This is a genomic window from Paenibacillus sp. GCM10027628, assembly GCF_042676385.1.
GTDB lineage: Bacteria > Bacillota > Bacilli > Paenibacillales > NBRC-103111 > Paenibacillus_E.
In genome coordinates, this window is record NZ_JBHTHA010000011.1 from 91,006 (window position 1) to 113,961 (window position 22,956).

Here is a 22,956-nt window from a genome sequence, read left to right on the forward strand (position 1 = left end):
GAGGAAGGACGTTTTGGTTCTTTTTTAGATCGGTTAGGTATGAAACATACAAAAAGACATGTGAATTTTGCTTCACATGTCTTTTTCAGACGAGCATATGGAAGGCACCAAACCTGCATTAACCCAAAGATTGTAAGGTTTTAAGCTCTGAAGTAAGGGCCAGGAACGTTGCTTGATCTCCCTTGGCTAAAGCACTGTCAATCTCTCTGTAGAGATTTTCCTCTTTATATTTGCGTATGGCATCGTCCCAAACCATCTCCGCGAAAAGTGCCAGCAGCGCATCGTTAGATACATTCATTTTTCCCATAGGACCTACCTCCAAATGTTGTCCGCGGTTTGTCAGGAGCTTTCATTTTCGCAGAAATATGTTCTTGTTCTTACTCTTGCATGCGATGCGTTTGTGTATGCTCCTATTAAAGCATATTCACACATTCCCTCTTCGTTTACTGCAATCGCCCGCCCTATTAGGAATGTGTCTTTACCTATTCTTTCATTTTCACTTCTTGGTCATCGTTCCATGTTGATCCAATATGAGCACAACCTTATCTTCTTCACGCACATACGTCCCTTGAATAACGCTGCTTCCGAGCTTCGTTACTTGAACCACTTTTCCTTTCTCTTCATCCTCTCCGATTCGTATCAATCCTAAATGCATCATCATCTGTAAAATGCGCTGCTCGAATATTGATTCTGAAGTGTCATAGTAAAACGGTTTGACTAGCTTCCCCAAAACATCGCTTAGGGACGTTGACGTCACCCAAAGTTTCGCTAGCCGGTCTATCCAATGAGAGATTGACTGCAAATTCGGAATAGGATTCTTATACAACCGCAGCCAAAAGCGATAGACGGCAGCTAGATTTTCCTTTGTCCCTTCCTGAAGGCGCAAGTTCCCTGCGTCTGTCAGTTGTAGAGAATGCGTATGTTCGTCGATGAGCTGGTGATAGTAACAATAGTCATAAATGAGTGAAAATCGATTCGGGTATTCCTTGAACATACGGCCGTAACCGAACCTCCAGGCACCCTTTGCTACCATTTCTTCTTGTACGGATAAGCGATCCAGAACTTGCTGCAACTGTCTTTTATACATCGTTCCTTCTGTTGTTAAGGGCACGTCCTGTTGCTGAGCGATGTAAGTCAAGAAATGGTAGATGTCATCGACGATCAGCATCTGTTCGTCCCGATACACACCAGGTTCGCCCGCCTGTTGAAGCTTGGCTTTGAATTGACTTGTCAATACGTCGTTAAAGCGCTTTTTCAAATCTTCTGGAACGTGGAACAAATACTTCGTCTGCTGCGAATACCCATTGAACAACCAGCCTAGCTTTTTAAACTTGATGATCATCTCGCGCGGATTCCATTCCTCATTGTCCTGCTTAGAGAAACGTGACTGACCTACTCTAGCGATCAGCTCTTCCATACTAAAAGCGTTTCGCCCATCGAAGAGCAGCGAGTTAAGAAACCGAATGTCTTCCAGATTCAAGTTTTGGACATGCCGTTCAAAAATCTCTTTTCGCAGCGCCGTGCTCAAGATCGATTGAATCAGATCATTCTTGGAATGACCATTACATTCGCATTCATAGGTGTGGGCGATTCTGCTCAATTCATGGATATCGGCATAGCTGAGCATGTCCGCTAGGTTCATTTCCATCATCGTGCCCCCCTGGTTGCGAAGCGTTCTGCTCCGCCGTTTCTAGTAACCATTATGGGATTTTTTTCCGAAAATATTCCGTCCGCACAAAAAAAGCACGGCTCTTCAAGAAGAACCGTGCTAACAAATCGATAGATTGTTAATTGACAGAGTCTAAATGTTTCAAACAATTGTACAGTTGAAGCTCCCAGCTTTGTTCCTTACGCAGTAGTATTGTTAGGGAAGTATTCTGCAGAAACTCTTCCCGTTCCATCTGAAGCCCTCTAAGCACTTGGACAATAAAACCACCATGGGAAATCAATAAAAGCTTATCATTCGGATAACGTAGAATTAGCTCTTCCTCCAGCTGATACCAGCGCGAGAGCAATTCCGCATCCGTTTCTTGACCCAGGTTCTGCTTCTTCCAATCGACACCCCATCTTGCTTCCCGTTCAGGGTCTGTCGTACCTTCGACAAGCCCATATTTACGTTCACGCAGTCTCACGTCCGTTCCCAGAAAAGGAATGCCTGACAGCTCCGAAACAATAAGCCCCGTTTCCCTTGCTCTGGTCAGATCACTGCTGATTATACCCGTCCATTGCTCATGAGCGAGCCTCATACCCAGCAATTTGGCCTGCTCCCTGCCTTCTTGCGTCAATTCGGTATCGAGCTGTCCTTGCAGCTTACCGAGTCGATTCCATTCCGTGCTTCCATGACGGATAAATCCGATTGTCGTCATTGATGAACCTCCAAGATTTTATAAATGTTAACCGTATAAGATTACCTCTAAAAATGAAAAATGCTCCTTTCGGAGCATTAGGCTTTGGTCCGTGAAAGCCAATTCATAATGAGCATGGTGCTGATTAAGCCCAAAATTGAAACGACAAGCAAATAATGCGGGTAGGAATGAATGGGCCCAACATGGAAACGGAGAGGTTCCATGAAGCTTGGGTTTAAGCTGGCCACAGCATCGCCCATTTTATGCACGTTCATCGACTCTGTTGAACTTGATTTTAAGGCTTGAGGCGCTTCCAGATCGTATAACGAATTATCGGCTGCTGCCAAACTTGACTGAGGAGCCCCGTCGTATACGATGGCAAACAGGAAGCTAAACATGAATAAAGCTAGACAAAATGCAATGACGGCCGTAAGGTTTCTCCTAAGCTTGTAAGAGATCGCATACATGCGCTCCGGCACCGGAATTCGCCAACTCTCATTCTCATAAATCCGATTCATCACCTTTTCGGAAACCAATGGTTCATAATCGGGCAGCTCTCTAGAAATCGCAGCAGAACGAATGAGTAGCGTACTTTCCTCCCAGATTTGAAATTCCTCGGCGCAATTCGGACATGCCGCAATGTGTTTATCCACCGCGACACGCCTCAGGTCATCATTCGGCAAATCCCAATAGACTCCAAATAATTCCTGAATGTCACTACACTTCATCGCTCTTTCATCCCTTCGATTCTTCGAATATCGGCTCACTGAAATAGGGGTCTAACTGCAGCTTGACAGAAGCTCTGGCTCTAAATAATAAGGATTTCACGGAGCTAACCGTCTGTCCTAAAATATTTGCAATTTCTTGATAATCCAATTGGTCATATTCGCGTAAAATCAACGCCGATCTTTGCTTTTCCGGTAAACTGTTGATCGCTTCACGGACCATTGAAACCTTTTCATTCCTGAGCATCGTTTGCTCGGGCATCGCATCGTAAGATGCATGCGGCGTATGCCCGCTTTGCTCCAATGAAACTTGAACACTTTTATTTTTGCGCAGTTCGCTCAAAACTGTATTACGAGCAATCGTATAAAGCCATGTGGAGAAAGAAGCTTCGATTTCACGAAACGAGTGCAAACTGCGGTACGCTTTATAAAAAGTTTCATTGCATAGATCTTCGGCGATCGCTTCCATCTGCGTACTCTTCAGCATATGGAAAATAAATGCAAGGATTTTACGCTCGTAACGACGCATAAGCTCATTGTATAATTGAACGTTTCCATCCTTGATTTCTCTGATCAACTGGGAATCGGTCATTACGTGGCGACCCTCCTTGCGATTCCAGGTAACACCCCCAGCTGCTCATACTTGTTGTACTGCAGCAGGAGTGAAAAGTTGCGTTTTTTTGTAAATAAATTATGTATTGGATAATAATTAAAATATCGGTCTATAAACTTTCTTGATTCATTGCGAAATTCCTGCTCAATTCGACAAAAATTTGTTAATTCCAATTGAGCATTGTCTGCTGCAAACAACAGCCCGTCTTTTCCATTGTATAATAAAATCCTAAAAATATGGCAAAAAGACAAAAAAAAAACCGCCGAATCGGCGGTTGCACTTATGGTGCGATTATCGGATAGGAGTGGAGAGAAACCATACTGTACTTTTATTATATGTATACGTTTTCAATTTGTCAATAACTTTTTGAAAACGGTTACGATTCTTGTCCCATTAGTTAATGGGCTGCAGTTGATGGCGCAGTGCCTGCTTGATCAGATTGTTAATCGAATGTGCTTTCACATACGGACTGCCTGCATTAATACGTGGAATCTGCATAGGATCTGTCTGCTTCGAAACGATTCCGGCTTTTGTTGTGAATCCGTATTGGATACCAGTTTGATTTAATAGTTCCATGGTTTGGTTGTCGAAACTGCCAAACGGGTAAGCATAAGCATCCACAGTTTGAGAACCATTCAAATCATGAAGTTTACGCATACAATTCTTCGTATCCGCAACAATTCTAGCTTTGAATTGCTCATCCGACTCCATAACGCCGTCTTTTATGATTTTGTTGGTGAGCAGCGGCTTCCCATCGCTCATGGCATGCAACGAATCCGAATGGCCTTGGAAATCGATACTCGGAAACTCTTTCCTCATCTGAACAATCTCATCCGGGGATAAGGATGGAATCGGGCTGCCCATCGGATCATTCAAATCTTTGGTAATAACGAAATTCACAGCGGGTATATTCATTCTCTTCAATACCGGAAACGCATTCGTATAAAAGCTTCTATAGCCGTCGTCAAACGTAATTAGAATAGCATTATCCGGGATACTCCCCTGCTTGCTTCCCTTGGCCATGAATTGTTTGAATTGATCAAGAGAGATGAAATGATAGCCTTTGCGTTGAAGAGAATTTAATTGATCTATAAATAGCTTTGTTGAAATTGTAACACCACCCTGCATCTCATCGTCAATGTGATGATAAACAAGTACGGTAACTTGGTTGGAATAGATAACATCGTTTGCACGAACCAAAGAAGGAAAAAAGTTTAAAATTGCAATAAACATAATAATAATCGGCTTCCACCACTTACGAATCATCCCGTTCGCCTCACCATTTAAGTAATATTCATATAACAGCAGAAGCCATTATAGCACACCGAGGTATATTTGAGAAATACAATAAATTAATAAAAAAAGCTGATCTCAAGCCCTTTTGACTTGCAAAAAGGATATCGAGATCAGCTTATAAAATGGATCATTAGACTATTATTACACGTGGACAGCGTACTCTTGCTTCAAATGCTGGGCAGCTCTATCCGCGTCCTCTTGATTACGGAACGAAAGTCGGAGAATGCCCGGTACATCTTCACGACTTTCAATGATTTGAATATTACTCAAATTAATTCTTGCGTTACCTAATACTGTAGTAATTTGACCGATGATGCCCGGATGGTCGGGAATGTCTACATAGATATCATATAACGAAGTAATCATGCCTTTTCTACGTTCAGGCAACTGGCCTCGGAACTCGCCTGCAATACGAAACTGTTCCGCAATCCCCTCTCCATCGCTGTGCTCCAGCAAATCGATAAAGCGCGAAATTTCAATATTCCAGTCTTTGATCAATCGCAGCAAAACTTCCCGATTATTAACAAGAATATCGCGCCAAATCATCGGCTCGCTGGAAGCGATCCTCGTAATATCTCGAAAGCCGCCGGCGGCTAAGTTTTGATAGAGCGGATTCGTTTCGTTGTAACCTCTCACTTGATTGACCAACGCGACTGCGATGATGTGCGGCAAGTGACTAATTGCGCCTACGATGTCATCATGCTCGCGAGCGCCAACTTGTACTATTTGAGCTTTGGTCGATTTCAACAAGGAAGCCAAACGATCGACAATGGCTTGGGGAGTTCCTTCAGCCGGCGTCAATACGTAAAACGCATTCTCAAACAGATGGGAAGATGCGGCTTCCACCCCGTGTCTCTCTGAACCGGCCATGGGATGGCCGCCAATAAAGTGAACGCCATCTAAAGCTAGTGTGGCTGCGCTCTCTGTGATGGAAGCTTTCGTACTTCCAACATCCGTGATAATGCAGCCTGGCTTAAGCGGCAGTTCCGCCAGTTGGCGGATATAGTCTTCCAGCATGCCTACCGGTACACAAAGAAAAATATAATCCGCGCCTTCTACCGCTTCCCCCATTGAAGTTGTCGCAATATCTACGACATCGCGTTGCAGCAACTTTTCAACGGATTTAGGATTAGGCGAATGTCCTACTACCGTGTATTCCGGTTTACCTTTATAGCATAAGGCAAGTGATCCTCCGATCAGCCCTACGCCGAATATCGTAATTTTCGTCATGAAATCAACCTTTATGAAATGAATTAGGCTTGAACGGCAACATCCGTAAGCACAGCGGTCAGCGCTGCAATGAACTTTTCATTTTGTTCACGGCTGCCGATCGTAACACGAATGGATGTTGGGAAATCAAGCTGGTGTCCTCCACGGACAATAATACCTTTTCGAAGCAATCCATCAAACACAGCGCTTGCCGGGCGACCTACATCCACCATAACGAAGTTGCCATGTGCGGGAAATGCGGTCAGGCCGAGTTTAGCAAACTGCTCGGTTAAATAATGAAGACCCGCCGTATTCGCTTCTCTGCAGCTATTGATAAAGTCTTGGTCTTTGATCGCCGCAAGTGCTGCCGCTTGTGCGAAACGCGTTGTGTTGAACGGCTCGCGAACTTGATTGATGGATCGAATCACATCCGGATGTCCTACGCCGTAGCCAATACGAAGAGATGCCAATCCGTAAATTTTGGAGAATGTACGCAGTGCGATGACATTGCGGTATTGACCGATTAATTCAATGCTGTCCGGGAATTCCCCGGTGGTGTTATATTCGCAATAAGCCTCATCCAGAACAACCAAGACGTGTGCAGGTACTTTGGCCAAAAATGCTTTAATTTCCGCATCCGTGTTCATGGTGCCAGTCGGATTGTTAGGATTGCAGATCCAGACAATTTTCGTTTTATCTGTAATCGCGGCAAGCATGGCATCCAGGTCATGTGTACCGTCTTTTAAAGGAACTTCAATACTAATTGCCCCTTCGATTTCACAGTTATGTTTGTACTGCGGGAAGGTATGGGAAGCCATAACAGTTTCGTCGCCTTGCACAAGGAATGCTCGAGCCAGCATAAGAATAACTTCGTCGGAGCCTGCGCCGAAAATAATTTGGTTCGTTTGCACGCCAAGATAGTCAGCAACGGCAGCCGTCAGCTCCACTGCTCCGCCATCGGGATAAAGACTGATATTTGAAAGCTCGGCTTCGATTGCTGCTCTAGCTTTAGGAGAGCTGCCAAATGGATTCTCATTGGAAGCGAGTTTAATGACTTCTTTCAGACCTAACTCGCGTTTCACTTCTTCAATAGGTTTACCAGGTTGGTACACCGGTAGATGGACAATGGTTTGCTTCGGTTGCATGCAGGTCACCTCATTATAAATATTTGAACCTTCATTTGACACTAATAAATATGGAAAACATAAAGATTATTTTACAGTAGAAACACTTTACTTTCCACTTCATGAAGCTAGAATTCATTCATCGCATATTAAGAGTGTAACGCTTTAAAGCTGAACAGTAAATAGAAAAATAAAAATTAAACCAGATCTGCGTAAGATCAACCTAAAAGAGCATATTAACTAGTAAAAGAAATCCAAGGAGAATAACCATGGTATCCGATCAACAGAGCGTTTATGAGGATTTATCAAATAAGGAAGCTGAAGTCGCTAAATCATGGATCACATATTGGCAGCAATTCTCTAACTTTAGTACATGGCAGTTTTGGTTTAATTTGGCTTTTCTGCTGATCCCCTTAATTGTTCTCTGGTTTTGCATGGATCGAAAAAAAGCATTCCAAATAGGCTTTTACGGATTTAATATTCATGTCCTGGCCACATACATTGATATTTATGGCGAACGAAATCATTACTGGGGATTTCCATTCAAAATCATTCCTTACTTACCAACCAGCGTTTCTTTGGATGCATCCATGGCCCCGGTTTCTTTTATGCTGCTATATCAATGGACGATAAACCATAAGAAAAATTACTATTTAGCCTCTTTAGCTTTGAGTGCCATTTTTGCATTTGTAATAAAACCGATACTTTCATCCATCAATCTTTTCCATTTATACAATGGAATGAATTATTTTTACTTATTTTTGCTTTATTATTTCGCCTCCGTGATAGCGAAGTTAGTTACTGATCTTTTCAACCATTTTCAAACGGAATCCAAGAAAAAAATTACAAAATGATAAAACCCCGCTAAACAGATTCGTTTAGCAGGGCGATTCATTATCCCTTTAACTGGGATACGAAGCTGTAAATTTGCGAAAGTCCTTCTGGATGAGCACTGTCTGCTTGCAAATGATGCAAAACACCTTCGATCGTGCGAACAATAGCGCTTCCTACTACAACGCCGTCACAAAGCTTTTCGAAGCGCTGCACCTGATCGCGGCTCGAAATTCCGAAACCGACGACAATCGGCACGCTGGCCGCTTCTCTAACCGTTGCAAGAAAATCATCAATGCCTCCAAAAAATTCAGAACGGACACCAGTGACACCAAGCGAAGATACGCAGTAAACGAAGCCCTTAGCGCCAGCAGCAATGCGCTTGACGCGTTCATTTGACGTCGGGGCGACAAGTGGAATCAGGTGTACCCCATAGCTTTCAGCAATCGCCCTTGTTTCGCTATCTTCTTCCAATGGAAGGTCGGGAATAATGATCCCGCTGATCTCATTTTCCTGCATCTGCTTAAATATACGCTCAAGTCCGATCTGAAGGACAGGGTTGTAATAAGTAAATAGTATAAACGGCAGCTCTGAGCCTCTGCTTCGTGCCTCTCGTGCAACATTGATAACATCAAAAATCGAGATTTTACGCTGCAGTGCGCGCTCTGAGGATCGCTGAATAACAGGCCCATCCGCAAGAGGGTCTGAGTAGGGAACTCCCAGCTCTATAAGATCGGCACCAGCCCGCTCCATCTCAAGGATAAGCTCTACCGACGCCTTCAGAGTAGGATCCCCAATGGTCAAGAAAGGAATAAGTGCTGTTTCTCCGCGCTCCCGGAGCTCGGCAAATCGTTGATCAATACGGTTCATCGCCTATTCCCTCCCTATGCCCAAATAATCCATAATGGCATCCACGTCTTTATCTCCGCGGCCAGAAAGGCTCACTACAATGATTTGATCCTTAGACATGGTCGGTGCAAGCTTAACCGTCTCTGCGATCGCATGCGCGCTTTCCAGAGCCGGAATGATTCCTTCAGTGCGACTTAAGAGCTGAAGGGCATCGAGCGCTTCCTGATCCGTGATAGGGACATATTTCGCACGTTCAATATCTTTAAGATATGAATGCTCGGGTCCAATTCCCGGATAGTCAAGCCCTGCAGAAATCGAATGCGCCGGTTGTACTTGTCCGTACTCATCTTGCAAAAGATAACTCATCGAACCTTGGAATACGCCCGGCGATCCCTTGGTCATGGTCGCAGCGTGCTCATCCGTATCTACGCCTCGACCAGCGGCTTCGACGCCGATCAATTTCACACTTGCATCCCCAACGAACGGGTAAAAAATCCCCATCGCGTTGCTGCCGCCCCCTACGCAAGCGATAACCGCGTCAGGCAATCTGCCTTCGGCTTCAAGGATTTGCTCTCTGGATTCATCGCCGATCACGCGCTGAAAGTCACGGACCATCATCGGATACGGATGCGGCCCCGTAACGGAACCAAGTATATAATAAGTATCTTCTACATTACTTACCCAGTAACGAAGCGTCTCGTTGCATGCATCCTTCAAGGTGCGGGTACCAGAGGTTACCGGGATTACTTCTGAGCCGAGCAACTTCATCCGGAATACGTTCAATGCTTGACGCTTCGTATCTTCTTCCCCCATGAATACCTTGCACTCGAATCCAAGCAGAGCAGCTACTGTAGCTGAAGCTACGCCATGCTGGCCCGCTCCCGTCTCGGCGATCACTTTTTTCTTGCCCATCCGTTTGGCGAGAACCGCTTGTCCGATCGTGTTATTGATTTTATGAGCACCCGTATGGTTCAGGTCTTCACGCTTCAAATAAATTTTGGCGCCGCCGAGCTTTTCCGACAAACGCTCCGCGTAATATAAAGGAGTAGGTCTGCCCGAGTATTGCTTTTGCAAATAACGAACTTCCGCGATAAATTCAGGGTCGTTTTTATAGGTTTCATAAGCTTCTTCAAGCTCAATCAGTGCATTCATTAGCGTCTCCGGTACGTATCGGCCGCCAAATTTGCCAAATCTGCCATGCTGGTCTGGAACAACTTGAGTCACTTCCGGGTCACCCTTTCCACAAACGAAGTAATTTTCACGATATCTTTCGCGCCATCGGTTTCAACACCGCTGGAAACGTCCACGCCATCCGGACTGTATATATTCACTAATTGATCGACGTTATCAGGCTGAAGACCGCCTGCCACAAGCAATTGAACCCCTGCTTGCCGCGCCCATGCCTGATAAACAGGGATGCAGTCCCATGCAAAGGTTTTGCCAGAGCCTCCCCCATATACAGGATCGAACGTGTCCAGCAAAATAGCATCGACCGTTCCCAGATAAGGATCGAGTTGCCCCGCCACGGATTCAGCAGTAGGAATAGCGTTATCTGCTTTGGAAATCGAAACCGATTTGTATACTTTTACTTGAAAATGCTCCCGAACCCACTGACAAAAAGCGGGCGTCTCCTGGCCATGAAGTTGGACCACATCCAGCGGTGCCACAGCAAGCGTTCGCTCCAGTTCTTCCTCACCCGGATTGACGAAGACCCCTACAGATAGAGGGACTCTCACACCTTGCTCAGCTTCGGATTTCAAGAAAGCGATCAGCTCCCCCGCCTTTTCAGGCAAAAGCTGACGTTTGCTGGGCGCAAAAACGAGACCGATATGATCAATCGGCAAATGCACGATCGATTTTAACACTTCAACGCTTTGAAGTCCACAGATTTTTACAGTTGGTGATGTCTGAACAGCCATCTGTTTCGCCTCTTTCTATTACAGCTGGTTTGACGCTTGACTTGGCGTTCCCATTAATTCGTGTACGGCTTTTTCCACTACAGGTTGACGCATAAAATGTTCGCCAATCAGTACGGCTTGCGAGCCGATCTGCTGCAAATAAGCCATGTCCAGCGTGGACGAAATTCCGCTTTCGCTAACGACAGTTTTCCCAGGAGGTATAAATTGAATGAGTTCCTCGGTCGTCTTTAAGTCTGTAACGAACGTTTTTAAATTACGATTGTTAATACCGATCAGCTGCGTTTCCAGCTCCAATGCGCGTTCTAGCTCTTCACGGTCATGCACCTCGACGAGCGCATCAAGCCCCAAATCACCGGCCAATGCTAGAAACTGCTTCATCTGTTCCGTGGTGAGAATAGCTGCGATAAGCAGAATCGCATCGGCGCCGATCAGACGTGCTTCGTAAATTTGCTTCACATCAATCGTAAAATCTTTTCTCAAGAGAGGAACATTCACCGCTTTGCGCACGGCGCTTAAGTATTCATTGCTTCCTTGGAAGTATTGCACATCCGTCAGCACGGAAATACAGTCGGCGCCCGCACGTTCATAGGCTTGCGCTAAACCGACCGGCTCAAAATCCGGGCGAATCAATCCTTTGGAAGGTGATGCCTTCTTCACCTCAGCGATAAGTCCCATAGCGTGATTTTTGCGAGTGGTTAGAGCTTGTTGGAAGCCCAGACAAGGTGGAAGCTCGGAAATCCGTTTCTCCGCATCCTTCATGGAGAAGCTGCTCATGGCTTCGACTTCGGCAAGCTTTGTAGCTACGATTTTATCAAGAAACATGGCTTAATTCTCCTGTGAATTGGATTAGGTCGTTCAATTTTTGCTCGGCCCGGCCTGAGTCAATAATATCGGCTGCAAGCTTGACGCCCTGCTGCAGCGTACCGACTTGACCTGTTACATAGAAGCATGCGGCTGCGTTAGCAAGCACAATATCTCTGTGCGGTCCTTTATCCCCTGCGAATATATGACGGATCAACTCGGCGTTCATGACAGCGTCACCGCCGGCCACATCTTTAATGCTGTGCGCTCGTAAGCCCAGTTCATCCGGTGTGATCGAATAGGTGCGAATCGTATCCGACTTCAGCTCAGTCACTTTGGTCGGTGCTGAAATGCTGAATTCATCGAGTCCATCCTCACTTGCTACCACCAAGGCACGCTTCAAGCCTAGAGCTTGCAGGGCTTGCGCGATGAGCTCCGTTTTCGAGCTATCAAAAACACCAAGAACTTGGCGGTCTGCCCCTGCCGGATTCGTCAGCGGTCCAAGCAAGTTGAAGACGGTGCGAAATCCCAGTTCCCGACGCGGCGCTGCAACATGCTTCATCGATTGATGATAAGCCTGCGCGAACATAAAGCAAATTCCGACCTTATCTAAACAGGAAGCAGCTTGCTCGCCGTTAAGCGTAATGTTCACGCCTAACGCTTCCAGCACGTCCGCACTGCCGCTTCTACTCGACATCGCACGATTGCCGTGCTTCGCGACGCGTATACCGCCTGCTGCCGCGACGATCGCAGCGGTTGTTGAGATATTGAACGTCTCTGCGCCATCTCCGCCAGTACCGCACGTATCCAGCAGGTTCGCTTGCTGCACGCTTACTTGCAGAGCCTTACCGCGCATCGTCTCCGCGAATCCGGTAATCTCCTCTAGCGTCTCACCCTTGATCCGCAGCGCAGTCAGCAAACTGCCGATCTGTGCCGGAGTTGCGGCTCCCTCCATGATTTCAGACATTACGCCTCGTGCTTCTGCACGACTCAAGTTTCCGCCGCTAACCACCTTGCCGATAGCTTGTTGTACAGATATGTTTTGGCTCATTGTTTCTCTTCCTCCTTAAAGCTTTCGTGAGAAAATGTAACGTAAGCATCGGAGCTCCCCGCCGCTTATGAATTGACGAAATAATCTTTGTTGATCTCGCTCACCGGTCTTGGTTCAGGGCTGAACATGGTTTCTGCCATTCGAATCGCTTTAATCGAAGCCATTGCTTTGTTGACCGTTTCTTGATATTCGCTTTCTGGTACCGAGTCCCATACGATTCCGGCTCCGGCTTGCACATAAGCTTTGCCCTTCTTGAAAATAATGGTTCGAATCGTAATGCACGAATCGAGATTTCCGGAAAATCCGAGATATCCGATCGCACCGGCATAAGCGCCGCGGGATTCCGGTTCAAGCTCCGCAATGATTTCCATTGCCCTCAATTTTGGTGCGCCAGATACGGTCCCTGCGGGCATACAAGACAGGAAAGCATCGAAAAAATCCTTATTCTTGGCGATTTTACCGGATACGTTCGAGACGATATGCATGACATGCGAGTAACGCTCGACATCCATGAAGGTATCACATTTGACCGTGCCGAACTCCGACACGCGCCCGATATCATTGCGCCCCAGATCGACCAGCATCAGATGCTCTGCGCGCTCTTTTTCATCAGCAAGCAGATCTTTTTCCATTGCGAGATCTTCTTCCGGCGTTTTCCCTCTGGGTCTTGTGCCCGCGATCGGTCTCGTCTCCACTTTTTCTTCTTCAACCCGGACCAAGAGCTCAGGTGATGTGCCAACAATCACTTCGTCATCCATTTTTAACACGTACATATAAGGAGAAGGGTTCATCGTGCGCAGCACGCGATACACTTGTAGAGGTGAAACGTTTGTTTCAATCTCAAACCGCTGAGAAAGCACTACCTGGAAAATATCGCCTGCCCGAATATATTCCTTTGCTTTTTCCACATTTGCAATAAACTTATCTTTCGTAATGTTCGAGCGTACATCACCTAAAGCCGGTTCGGTCACAATCGGATTGTGCGTCATCGTATCCAAGCTAAGAGGTCGTTTGATTTTCTCGATCGTTGCATCGATTTTTTCACACGTCGCATGATACGCTTTGACAATATCGGCATCCGTCGCAAAAGGCGGCACATGCACGTTCGCAATGACTTTAATTTGCTGCTTGAAATGATCGAACACAATGACTTGATCGCAGAACATGAACTGAATGTCATTCATTTGCAAATCGTCGACTTTATGAGCTGGAAGCTTTTCGTAATATTGCAGCAGGTCATATCCGAAAAATCCAACCGCACCGCCTGTAAATCGAGGCAAGTCGGCGAGCTGTGGGCTCGAGTAGGAACGAAGATAAGCTTTCAGGACATCAATCGGCTTCTCCTCGGATACCGTTGTTTCCGTTTGAGTCTGAACCTCTGTTTTCCCGTGCTTAGCCTGAATCATCAGGAAAGGGTCGCTGCCGAGAAAGGAATATCGGGCCCATTTGACACCACCCTCCACGCTTTCCAGCAGGAACGCCCTCCTTTCTTGATATAAATGTTGAAATACGCGTATGGGAGTTTCAGTATCCGCCAATAGATGACGAACAACAGGAATCAAATTGTAGTCTTTGGACAGCCGGATCACTTCTTGAATCTCAGGTGTGTACATGGTAACATCCCCTCTCGGCTTGAAAGCTGCTCCAGATCAAGCGCCATCAGCCCTTTTCCTTTTCATGTGTGCGAAGCAAGTTTATATAACGGAAAACAAAAAAACCTCTACCGAAGTAGAGGTTTGACTTTAGTTATCGTAGAAAACAAGCAGCGTATGAAAAAAGAATACAATGTCGATATGGACAAGCAGACGTACTCCAATCGAAGGAGACACATCCTTTTTCAGTCCAAACGCATGATTACCTTTTCTCAACTTAGGCTGTGCTATGCTCTGCTCTACTCAACTAAACTAGACTCTACTCTGCTTAACGCTCACTCATCTATCTTCACTATACTACCGCTCTTAAGGATTTGTCAATTTAACAATATCCGGACGCAGTGCTTTCGCTTCTTTTAAATACACGTGATTCATTTCCGCTTGACCTTTGGTCGTATTCACTTGCACCATCAAGCGAATACATTTAGCCAAAGAGTTCTCCACCGGGACTTCCAAAGAGCACATGAGCGGAACTAATTCCCATCCGACCATCGTACGAATAGCACGTGCGGGAAAAGTAGCGGTAATATCCCCAGTTACCGTAATGAATACCGAGCAAATGTCTTCCGGTCGAAAATCGTTGGCATCTACAATCGCACGAAGCAATTCTGCTGTTGCGGTCAGAATCTCCTGCTCCTCGTTATGCTCAACCGTTGTCGCACCGCGAATTCCCCTTACGAACATAGATTAGCCCTCTCCTTTTAAAAGCTCCACGATTTGCCTAACTTGCGCCACAGTCACATCCTTGCGGATCTCCACCTTGCCGATTTCCATCGGGATGATGTACACCATGGTACCTTCCTTGAACTTCTTATCGTGCATCATAGCATTCATGATGCTGTCTGTATCCAGATGAGCGGGAATGCTCACGGGTAATCCGTATTTAAGGAATAAGTTCTTAGTCACCGTATGAATGTTCTCGCTATAACCGAATTGCTGAGCTAGCTTAGCCGCGCCCACCATGCCGATGGCAATCGCTTCGCCGTGAAGCAATTCGCCATAACCCGCGACAGCTTCGAGCGCATGTCCGATCGTATGGCCCAGATTCAGAATCGCGCGCAGATCGTTCTCACGCTCGTCTTGCGAAACGACGATGGACTTCACTTTGCAGCCGATGTAAAGTGCGTAGCTAAGGGCTTCAGGATCCAGAGCAAGCAGCTTCTCTGCGTTGTCGTCACACCACTGCGTGAAAGCAGCATCCCAGATCAAGCCGTGCTTGATCACCTCAGAGAGGCCCGCCTTCACCTGGCGGAGCGGCAAAGTCAACAGCGTGTCGATGTCGAAGAGGACCAACTCGGGCTGGTGGAACGCGCCGATGATGTTCTTCGCCATCGGATGGTTCACGGCTACCTTGCCGCCGACACTGCTGTCGTGGGCAAGGATCGTCGTCGGGATCTGCACGAAGCGGATCCCGCGCATAAAGCTCGCCGCAGCGAAGCCGGCGAGGTCGCCGACCACGCCCCCTCCGAGGGCGACGATCGCCGAACTGCGATCGAGGCCCGCCTGGAGGGCGGCGGTCACGATTCCCTCGAGCTGCGCGAGGGTTTTGGTCGGTTCGCCTGCGGGCACGACGCAGGCCGTGGCGGCGAAGCCGCCCTCCTGGAGCAGTGTCATGACGCGCTCCAGGTGCAGCGGAGCCACCGCGTCATCGGTGATGACGAGCATCGGTGACTTGCGGCTCAGCTTGTGCTGCTCGAAGAGACCAGCGATGTTGTTCAAAATGCCTTGACCAATATAAATAGGATAAGACCGTTCTCCCAAATCGACGGTTAGCTCTCTCATCTTAGTAGCTCTCCACTTGGGCTAAGAAGTTGTTCAAGTTCGCGCGGATCTCTTCAATGGAATCGCCGCCGAACTTCTCCAGGAATGCATTGGCCACTTCCCACGCGATAACGTTCTCCATAATGACGCCTGCTGCGGGAACCGCACATGTATCGGAACGCTCAACCTGAGCCGTGAATACTTCTTTCGTATCGATATCCACGCTTTGCAGCGGTTTGTATAACGTAGAAATTGGTTTCATGACGCCGCGAACGATAATTTGTTCACCGGTTGTCATACCGCCTTCGAAACCGCCTGCACGGTTCGTTCTGCGACGGAAACCGCCATCTTCAGTGTACAGAATTTCATCGTGTACATTCGATCCTCTTCGCTCAGCTGCTTCAAAACCGATACCGAATTCTACACCTTTGAACGCTTGAATGGACAGCACCGCCTGCGCGATTTTACCGTCAAGTTTGCGGTCCCATTGTACATGGCTGCCCAGTCCGACAGGAACGCCTTCAATAATCACTTCAACGATACCTCCGAGCGTATCGCCATCTTCTTTGGCTGCATCGATAGCCGCAATCATTTTCGCTTCAGCGTCTTTATCAACAACGCGTACCGGAGATTCTTCCGTAATACGGATCAGTTCATCAAGCGGCAGTTCTTGACGCTGTGCTTCTACATCGCCGATACGAATAACTTGTCCGGCCACTTTGATGCCGAATTCGGCAAGCAGTTGACGCGCAACAGCACCTGTTGCTACGCGCATCGTCGTTTCGCGAGCACTGGAACGCTCCAAAATGTTGCGCAAATCTTTTTGATTATATTTGAGACCGCCATTCAGATCAGCGTGTCCCGGACGCGGGCGATTGACACGACGCTTGCCTTCACTATCCTCCGGCGCAGGCTCGATTCCCATCACAGATGTCCAATGTTTCCAGTCATTATTAACAACGACTAGCGCAATCGGAGCACCAGTTGTTTTTCCGTGGCGAACACCGCCTACAATGTCAGCTGTATCTTTCTCAATTTGCATCCGACGACCGCGACCGTAGCCTTTTTGACGTCTATGTAATTGAAAGTTCAAATCTTCGAAGTTCAGGGTTACATTACTCGGAAACCCTTCAATAATTGCAGTGAGCTGCGGGCCGTGCGTTTCTCCTGCCGTTAAATATCTCACAATCCGTTACCCCCTAAAAGTTTTGCGAAGAAAAACTTGCTTAATAAGCTACGTTTTCCACTATCATCATCTACAAAGCACTTTAGCGCTTTGACGCGCGATTATCTTTTGTCATTATAGTATAGGTCCTCAGGTTTGGCAACAGAACATTATCCCCCAAAAGTGAAGAAAACCTACCATGAAGATGTAAGCAGCGATCTGCTGTTCCTTTTAGGGAACCCAGTAAAATGCAAAAACACGCTTCGCTAGAGAGTCGTTCTTCTTAGCGAAAGCGTGTCATTATCCGGTCCGCACAGGTATTTACCCGTGCATAGGTTGCTTTTGTATCACTCTCGGACCTTCAGCCATTTGCGGATCGTTCATCAATCCCATAATTTGCAACGAATCAACACCCAAAATTTGCGCGCATTCCTGGATCGAGATCATTCCCCTGCGATAGGCGGTAATCACTTTTCGTTTGTCCATTCGTACCCTCCTAAGAGTTTTCAGTGGAAACTTATCCCGTAAGTAACTACTGACCCTTGTATACCTCTTAGTATTGGAAAAAATGGAAGAAGTTATACTCCTTTTTTCCGATAAAAGAACGTGTCTGCCGGCTCCAGCTCATATTGGCCCGGGGTAAAAATTTGCTCCGTGGAACCCACAAACAAAAGACCGCCCGGCTTCAATGCTTTGGAGAACTTCTGATACAAGACATGCTTCGCTTCTTCGGTAAAATAGATGATCACATTCCGGCAAACGATGAGATCAAATCCCGTATCAAACGTATCGACGAGCAAATTCTGCTTTTGAAATTTAATCGAACGCTTCAATTCATCGGATACGCCAAACATCAGTTGATCCTGACTGAAATATTTTTTCACATATTTTTCCGGGACGTCGCGCAAAGAACGATCCAGGTACATACCTTTACGTGCTTTTTCCAGGGCGCCGTCATCAATGTCCGTAGCCAGCAAGTGAGCATCCGAAAGCGCGCCTTGCTCGGCTAAAATCATGGCTAACGTATAAGGCTCCTCCCCCGTTGAGCAGGCCGCACTCCATACTTTCAGCCTGCGGTTTTTACGCAGCATATTGGGAATAAACCGTTGTTCAACAAGCTCCCACCGACTGGGGTTCCGCCAAAACTCAGACACGTTAATCGTCATTCGGTCCAAAAATTCATAGAACAATTCTTTATCTTTCATCATAGCGTCGAAAAAAGCTACGAATGTGTGATAACCGCGTTTCATCCGCAGAGTTGTAAGACGCCGCTTCATTTGTGCTTCTTTATACAGAGCCAAGTCAATGGCCGTATAGTCTTTTACTTTTTTTATAAACAATAAAAAATCCTGATCTTCCATGTTACACCCACCTTAACCATATGCTTGATCCATTATTTCTGTATGCGGGTGCATTTCCCCTGCAAAAAACGACAAAAATTTGCAAAGTCAAATCAAAACAGCCCGCAATACAAAGATTGCAGGCTGCCCGTTATGTATGAACTTAAATCCACTGCTGAATGACTTTGTTATATGCCACAAGTTCTTCCGGTTTAAAGAAGTTGCCGATTTCGCGTTCAGCGCTTTGCGGCGAGTCCGATCCATGAATCAAATTCAAATTGGTATGTACGGCGAAATCTCCGCGAATCGTTCCAGGAGCTGCTTCAAGCGAGTTTGTTTTTCCGATCATCGTACGGGATAAAGCAACCACTTGCTCGCCTTGCCAAACCATAGCAAATACAGGTCCGGATGTAATAAAGTTGACTAATTTTTCGTAAAAGTCTTTGCCTTTATGCTCCTCGTAGTGCAGTTCCGCTTGTTCTCTGGTTATGACCATCAGCTTGCTTCCGATTAGTTGGAAGCCTTTTTGCTCAAAGCGTTTTAATATCTCACCGATCAGCCCGCGTTGTACGCCGTCGGGTTTGACCATCAAGAATGTCTTCTCCATATACGCACAGCCTCCTTAATGTAATTTAAAAAATCCACTTTGTCCACATCAGAATGATTCATTCTGATTGGCGAATAAACCTTCCGCTTACCGCGGTCGCTCATCGCCGATCTGCTTCGATAAAGGTTTATCTCATAACGAAGTTATTCAGGATGTATCTCGGCATCGAATCTTGAACGAATCCGGGAAGTCCGGTACTCACGTAGCACATCACTACGCTCCGTTCCTCCTTCTCCGGATTCGTCCAACCTTCTCGGTTCTGAAAGCGGACTTTTTAAATACGATTGAAATTTTTAAAATTATGTATTTACATCTAGTTTACACTTCTTGTGAGCATTTCTCAAATTTGGAGGCTGGAATTAATATGAACGATTGCCGATAAAATAAGCGACTTCAATGAGATCTTTTTTGGCTTGTTTGTCCGGAAGCTGGTCAAGCGCAGCAATGGCTTTGTCAATATATCTCTGAGAAAGCGCATCCGCTCTTTCGATGCCTTCGCTATTCCGAATGATATCGAGGAATCGGCTGACATCGGTCTGACCGTCAAGTTTGTGAATACGATCCAATTCCGACAGGATCAGCGGCTTGAGCTCAGGATTTTGCATAGCAAACAAAACCGGGATGGTAATATTGCCTTGTTTCACATCGTTGCCAGGCGGTTTTCCGAGTTGTTTCTCCGTTCCGATCAAATCCAGGATATCGTCGCGGATTTGAAAGCACATCCCAACGTTATAGCCGAACGAATACAGCTTATTGCTTACCCAATCAGGCGCATCAGCCGCCATAGCTCCAAGCTGGCATGAAATGGCGATCAACAGCGCTGTCTTCCGTCTGATTCTCAGCAAATAATCGCGAACTGTTTGTTCCGAATTAAAGAAGAACCGAATTTGTTCCATCTCGCCGATGGACATTTCCACAATCGCTTTGGACATAATCTGGTGAACAGCAGGTTTATGTATATGGGTGATAACCCCTAATGCTTTCGCAAAAATATAATCTCCAGTATACATCGCAATCCGATTGTCCCACTTGGAACGAACCGTCAGTTGGCCTCTTCTCGTGTCCGCATCATCGATGACATCGTCATGTACCAACGTTGCCATGTGAATGAGCTCCAGGGGAACTGCAACGTGCTTCATCGTTTGCAGATGGTACTCGCCGAACTCTCCGGACAACAGTACGAAAACAGGACGGATCCGCTTCCCTCCGGCTTTAAGTAAGTGGAGGGAAGTTTCTTTTAACATCGGATGATCCGTGTAAACACTTTCCTCAAGTTCTTTCTCGATAGCCGCTATATCTTTTTTCTTTCTTGCATAAATGTCCATTAAATTTTTCATTCTGTCACCCGTGCTTTTTCTTTCTCTGACCAGATGCCGATGGTTGCCGGCTTAGACAGGAAACCAAGTTCATAGCAATACTTGTAATACAGGCCCAGTCCATCCCATTGTTCCTGTCCGAAATCATAGCATAATGTATGAAAATAATGATGCCAATAAGCTTCCGTTCCGCCCACCTTCTGCCGGGCCTCTTGAATCATTTCAGCGGGCTCTTCATGCGCTTTGAATTTACTCTTCAAGAAAGCCTCGAACACTTGCGAAACCAGCTTTGGGTGCGTTTGAGAGGTTTCTTTGCGGATAGCCCACACGGCAAACGACATCCATTGACCGGTCCATTTCGCCCATTCTTGCCCAAGATCCGTAATCATATACTTGCGATTGCGCCAGTTTTCCTTGATCGCATCATCGCCGATTAGCAAAGCGCCATCCGCCTGCTGCATCATAGCATCCAAATTAGGATTCGCATATTCATAAGTCGGATTGCCATTGTAAAATTTCTCAAGAATGATCTTGAGCAAATTGACAGATGTAGCCGACGTTGTTGGCAAAACGATACGTCCGTTTGCGATTTCACGCAGCGGCTTCTCATGAAACAATAAAATGGAATTAACCTCTCCGTAAGCGCTAACGGATAAATCAGGATAAAGCAAATAGTTTTCAAAAGACTCCCCGTAAGCGAAGGAGGAGATCGGCCCCATGTCAATTTCTCCGGCAGCCATCGCCCGGTTGAGCGTGGTCGGTACTTGCTCCATAATTTCCACGTCATCACTCTTTATTAGATCAGGAAAGTAATAGTAGATGGGCCAAACATTCGTGTAGTTGATTCTACCTATACGTATTTTAGGATTAAAGCTGTTCATGATTCTCACCCCATCTGCGATATAAGGAATGTTCAACTCCCATACTATCCAGCACTTTGCCCACCAGAAAATCCACCATTTCGTCAATGGAGTTCGGTCGATTATAAAAAGCAGGCATCGCTGGAAGCATACGTACACCCATTCTCGATAAGGTGAGCATATTTTCTAAGTGTATAGCATGCAGTGGCGTTTCTCTCGGTACCAGGATTAAAGTTCTTCCTTCCTTGAGCATCACATCCGCTGTACGCTCCAACAAATTATCGGATGCCGCCCGAGCGATCCCTGATAAAGTTCCCATGGAACAAGGAATTACAACCATGCCTCGTGTTCTAAAGGAACCGCTGGCGACTGATGCTCCAATGTCTGCAATCGGATGAAATTGGTAAGTGCCCTTAAACCCGCCGAAATGCGCTTCCAGCATTTCCTTGCGCTTGCTTGTTTGCCAATCCAGCTCGTCATGGAGAACCCTCCAGCCTGCTTCCGTAATGATCAGATGCACATCATGCCCTTGCCCCAGCAGCAATTGGCAGAGTCTCACCCCATAGATCGCTCCGCTAGCGCCAGTAATGCCTACAACCCAGTTGCCGCTCATGAATGCTGAGACACGAAAACGTCAAGCAGAGTAAAAGCAAACATCACTAAGCTTAATACGCCATTCATCGTGAAAAAGGCAGCGTTCAATTTGGACAAATCGTTGGGTGAGACGAGACGATGTTCTTTATATAAAAGGAAATAAGCGATGACAAGTCCGATTAGATAGAACCAGCTTAGATGAGTCATAAAGAATAAGGTGATGAGTCCGACAGCTGTTAAAGCGTGCAAGAATCGAGCGGTAAATAGCGCTGTTTTAATGCCAAAACGGCTTGGAAAAGAGTACAGTCCTTCTTCACGGTCAAAATCGGCATCCTGGCATGCATAGATGAGATCAAATCCGGTACTCCAGAACACGACAGTCAGGTAAAAAATGATTGATGCCCATGTAAATTGTCCAGTAACTGCAATCCATCCGCCCAGTGGTGCAAGGCCCAGCGTCATGCCCAGCACTAAGTGGCAAGCCCATGTAAATCTTTTGGTATAAGAGTAAATAACAAGAAAAAACACTGCGATCGGCAGCAGTTTCATGGAAAGCGCACTTAAATTTGAAGTAGCCCAGAACAACAATGCAAAAGATAAGATGATGTAAAAAAAGACCTGTTGAATGCTGATTAAACCGGCAGGTATAGCCCGATTCTCTGTTCTGGGATTTTTCTTGTCGATGGCTTTATCAATCACGCGATTCAAAGACATCGCGGCTGTTCTCGCCCCAATCATGGCCAAGGTTATCCAAAGAATTTGCATCCAGGAAGGCAAATGGCCGTTAAGGACGACTGAACCTAAGATGGCCCCCATGAACGCAAACGGCAAAGCAAAAACGCTGTGTTCAAACTTAATCATTTCCAGAAAAATTTTTAATTTATTAAACATAGCAAAA

25 protein-coding genes are annotated in these 22,956 nt (G+C 46.3%); 1 reads left to right on the forward strand and 24 read right to left on the reverse strand.

Annotated features, from left to right (window positions below):
- Nucleotides 1-118: 118 nt before the first annotated feature.
- The 8 genes from ACFQZT_RS11955 to hisC all read right to left on the reverse strand — a co-directional run bounded on the left by ACFQZT_RS11955 (nucleotide 119) and on the right by hisC (nucleotide 7,333).
- Nucleotides 119-307 carry an IDEAL domain-containing protein gene (locus ACFQZT_RS11955; protein WP_379299966.1) on the reverse strand — a complete coding sequence of 63 codons (189 nt, stop codon included), beginning with the start codon at nucleotides 305-307 and terminating at the stop codon, nucleotides 119-121.
- Between the two features lie 189 nt (nucleotides 308-496).
- Nucleotides 497-1,642, reverse strand: coding sequence for a hypothetical protein (locus tag ACFQZT_RS11960; RefSeq protein ID WP_379300447.1), 1,146 nt, complete (start codon nucleotides 1,640-1,642; stop codon nucleotides 497-499).
- Between the two features lie 145 nt (nucleotides 1,643-1,787).
- Nucleotides 1,788-2,366: a histidine phosphatase family protein gene (locus ACFQZT_RS11965; RefSeq protein WP_379299968.1), complete on the reverse strand. Its 579-nt coding sequence runs from the start codon at nucleotides 2,364-2,366 to the stop codon at nucleotides 1,788-1,790.
- A 77-nt stretch (nucleotides 2,367-2,443) separates the two neighbouring features.
- Entirely contained in the window at nucleotides 2,444-3,073 is a 630-nt protein-coding gene (locus ACFQZT_RS11970) for an anti-sigma factor family protein (protein WP_379299970.1), read from the reverse strand.
- A gap of 7 nt (nucleotides 3,074-3,080) precedes the next feature.
- Entirely contained in the window at nucleotides 3,081-3,662 is a 582-nt protein-coding gene (locus ACFQZT_RS11975) for an RNA polymerase sigma factor (protein WP_379299972.1), read from the reverse strand.
- 414 nt (nucleotides 3,663-4,076) lie between these two features.
- On the reverse strand, nucleotides 4,077-4,949 hold the full coding sequence (locus tag ACFQZT_RS11980) for a polysaccharide deacetylase family protein (protein ID WP_379299974.1): 873 nt from the start codon (nucleotides 4,947-4,949) through the stop codon (nucleotides 4,077-4,079).
- A gap of 171 nt (nucleotides 4,950-5,120) precedes the next feature.
- Nucleotides 5,121-6,209, reverse strand: a complete 1,089-nt coding sequence (locus ACFQZT_RS11985; RefSeq protein WP_379299976.1) for a prephenate dehydrogenase — start codon at nucleotides 6,207-6,209, stop codon at nucleotides 5,121-5,123.
- A 23-nt stretch (nucleotides 6,210-6,232) separates the two neighbouring features.
- On the reverse strand, nucleotides 6,233-7,333 hold the full coding sequence (gene hisC / locus ACFQZT_RS11990) for a histidinol-phosphate transaminase (protein ID WP_379299978.1): 1,101 nt from the start codon (nucleotides 7,331-7,333) through the stop codon (nucleotides 6,233-6,235).
- A 248-nt stretch (nucleotides 7,334-7,581) separates the two neighbouring features.
- Here hisC and ACFQZT_RS11995 point away from each other — a divergent pair, with 248 nt between their 5' ends.
- Nucleotides 7,582-8,166, forward strand: a complete 585-nt coding sequence (locus ACFQZT_RS11995; protein WP_379299980.1) for a CBO0543 family protein — start codon at nucleotides 7,582-7,584, stop codon at nucleotides 8,164-8,166.
- A gap of 40 nt (nucleotides 8,167-8,206) precedes the next feature.
- On the opposite strand, the gene trpA is transcribed toward ACFQZT_RS11995, so the two are convergent.
- The 16 genes from trpA to ACFQZT_RS12075 form a co-directional block, all read right to left on the reverse strand.
- Complete coding sequence (gene trpA / locus ACFQZT_RS12000; protein ID WP_379299982.1) at nucleotides 8,207-9,013, reverse strand: tryptophan synthase subunit alpha; 807 nt, start codon at nucleotides 9,011-9,013, stop codon at nucleotides 8,207-8,209.
- Nucleotides 9,014-9,016: 3 nt separating this feature from the next.
- A complete protein-coding gene (gene trpB, locus ACFQZT_RS12005; RefSeq protein ID WP_379299984.1) occupies nucleotides 9,017-10,216 on the reverse strand; it encodes a tryptophan synthase subunit beta in 1,200 nt (399 codons plus the stop codon).
- Nucleotides 10,213-10,911 carry a phosphoribosylanthranilate isomerase gene (locus ACFQZT_RS12010; protein ID WP_379299986.1) on the reverse strand — a complete coding sequence of 233 codons (699 nt, stop codon included), beginning with the start codon at nucleotides 10,909-10,911 and terminating at the stop codon, nucleotides 10,213-10,215. The genes trpB and ACFQZT_RS12010 overlap by 4 nt, the downstream gene beginning before the upstream one ends.
- Before the next feature lie 18 nt (nucleotides 10,912-10,929).
- Nucleotides 10,930-11,733 carry an indole-3-glycerol phosphate synthase TrpC gene (gene trpC / locus ACFQZT_RS12015; protein ID WP_379299988.1) on the reverse strand — a complete coding sequence of 268 codons (804 nt, stop codon included), beginning with the start codon at nucleotides 11,731-11,733 and terminating at the stop codon, nucleotides 10,930-10,932.
- Entirely contained in the window at nucleotides 11,723-12,763 is a 1,041-nt protein-coding gene (trpD, locus tag ACFQZT_RS12020; protein ID WP_379299990.1) for an anthranilate phosphoribosyltransferase, read from the reverse strand. The genes trpC and trpD overlap by 11 nt, the downstream gene beginning before the upstream one ends.
- Before the next feature lie 65 nt (nucleotides 12,764-12,828).
- Complete coding sequence (gene trpE / locus ACFQZT_RS12025; RefSeq protein ID WP_379299992.1) at nucleotides 12,829-14,376, reverse strand: anthranilate synthase component I; 1,548 nt, start codon at nucleotides 14,374-14,376, stop codon at nucleotides 12,829-12,831.
- 345 nt (nucleotides 14,377-14,721) lie between these two features.
- On the reverse strand, nucleotides 14,722-15,099 hold the full coding sequence (aroH, locus tag ACFQZT_RS12030; RefSeq protein ID WP_379299994.1) for a chorismate mutase: 378 nt from the start codon (nucleotides 15,097-15,099) through the stop codon (nucleotides 14,722-14,724).
- Nucleotides 15,100-15,102: 3 nt separating this feature from the next.
- The gene (aroB, locus tag ACFQZT_RS12035; RefSeq protein WP_379299996.1) at nucleotides 15,103-16,197 is read right to left on the reverse strand and encodes a 3-dehydroquinate synthase; all 1,095 of its coding nucleotides are present in this window, start codon (nucleotides 16,195-16,197) and stop codon (nucleotides 15,103-15,105) included.
- 1 nt (nucleotide 16,198) lies between these two features.
- Nucleotides 16,199-17,362, reverse strand: a complete 1,164-nt coding sequence (gene aroC, locus ACFQZT_RS12040) for a chorismate synthase (RefSeq protein WP_379299998.1) — start codon at nucleotides 17,360-17,362, stop codon at nucleotides 16,199-16,201.
- Nucleotides 17,363-17,662: 300 nt separating this feature from the next.
- Complete coding sequence (locus tag ACFQZT_RS12045) at nucleotides 17,663-17,827, reverse strand: hypothetical protein (RefSeq protein ID WP_379300000.1); 165 nt, start codon at nucleotides 17,825-17,827, stop codon at nucleotides 17,663-17,665.
- A 92-nt stretch (nucleotides 17,828-17,919) separates the two neighbouring features.
- Nucleotides 17,920-18,702 (reverse strand): CheR family methyltransferase, encoded by a 783-nt coding sequence (locus ACFQZT_RS12050; RefSeq protein ID WP_379300002.1) that lies wholly within the window; start codon nucleotides 18,700-18,702, stop codon nucleotides 17,920-17,922.
- 142 nt (nucleotides 18,703-18,844) lie between these two features.
- Nucleotides 18,845-19,288, reverse strand: a complete 444-nt coding sequence (gene ndk / locus ACFQZT_RS12055) for a nucleoside-diphosphate kinase (protein WP_379300004.1) — start codon at nucleotides 19,286-19,288, stop codon at nucleotides 18,845-18,847.
- A gap of 359 nt (nucleotides 19,289-19,647) precedes the next feature.
- A complete protein-coding gene (hepT, locus tag ACFQZT_RS12060) occupies nucleotides 19,648-20,625 on the reverse strand; it encodes a heptaprenyl diphosphate synthase component II (RefSeq protein ID WP_379300006.1) in 978 nt (325 codons plus the stop codon).
- Nucleotides 20,622-21,485, reverse strand: a complete 864-nt coding sequence (locus ACFQZT_RS12065) for a menaquinone biosynthesis protein (RefSeq protein WP_379300008.1) — start codon at nucleotides 21,483-21,485, stop codon at nucleotides 20,622-20,624. The genes hepT and ACFQZT_RS12065 overlap by 4 nt, the downstream gene beginning before the upstream one ends.
- Nucleotides 21,472-22,077, reverse strand: a complete 606-nt coding sequence (locus tag ACFQZT_RS12070) for a UbiX family flavin prenyltransferase (RefSeq protein WP_379300010.1) — start codon at nucleotides 22,075-22,077, stop codon at nucleotides 21,472-21,474. The genes ACFQZT_RS12065 and ACFQZT_RS12070 overlap by 14 nt, the downstream gene beginning before the upstream one ends.
- On the reverse strand, nucleotides 22,074-22,949 hold the full coding sequence (locus tag ACFQZT_RS12075) for a UbiA-like polyprenyltransferase (RefSeq protein ID WP_379300012.1): 876 nt from the start codon (nucleotides 22,947-22,949) through the stop codon (nucleotides 22,074-22,076). The genes ACFQZT_RS12070 and ACFQZT_RS12075 overlap by 4 nt, the downstream gene beginning before the upstream one ends.
- Nucleotides 22,950-22,956 lie beyond the last annotated feature (7 nt).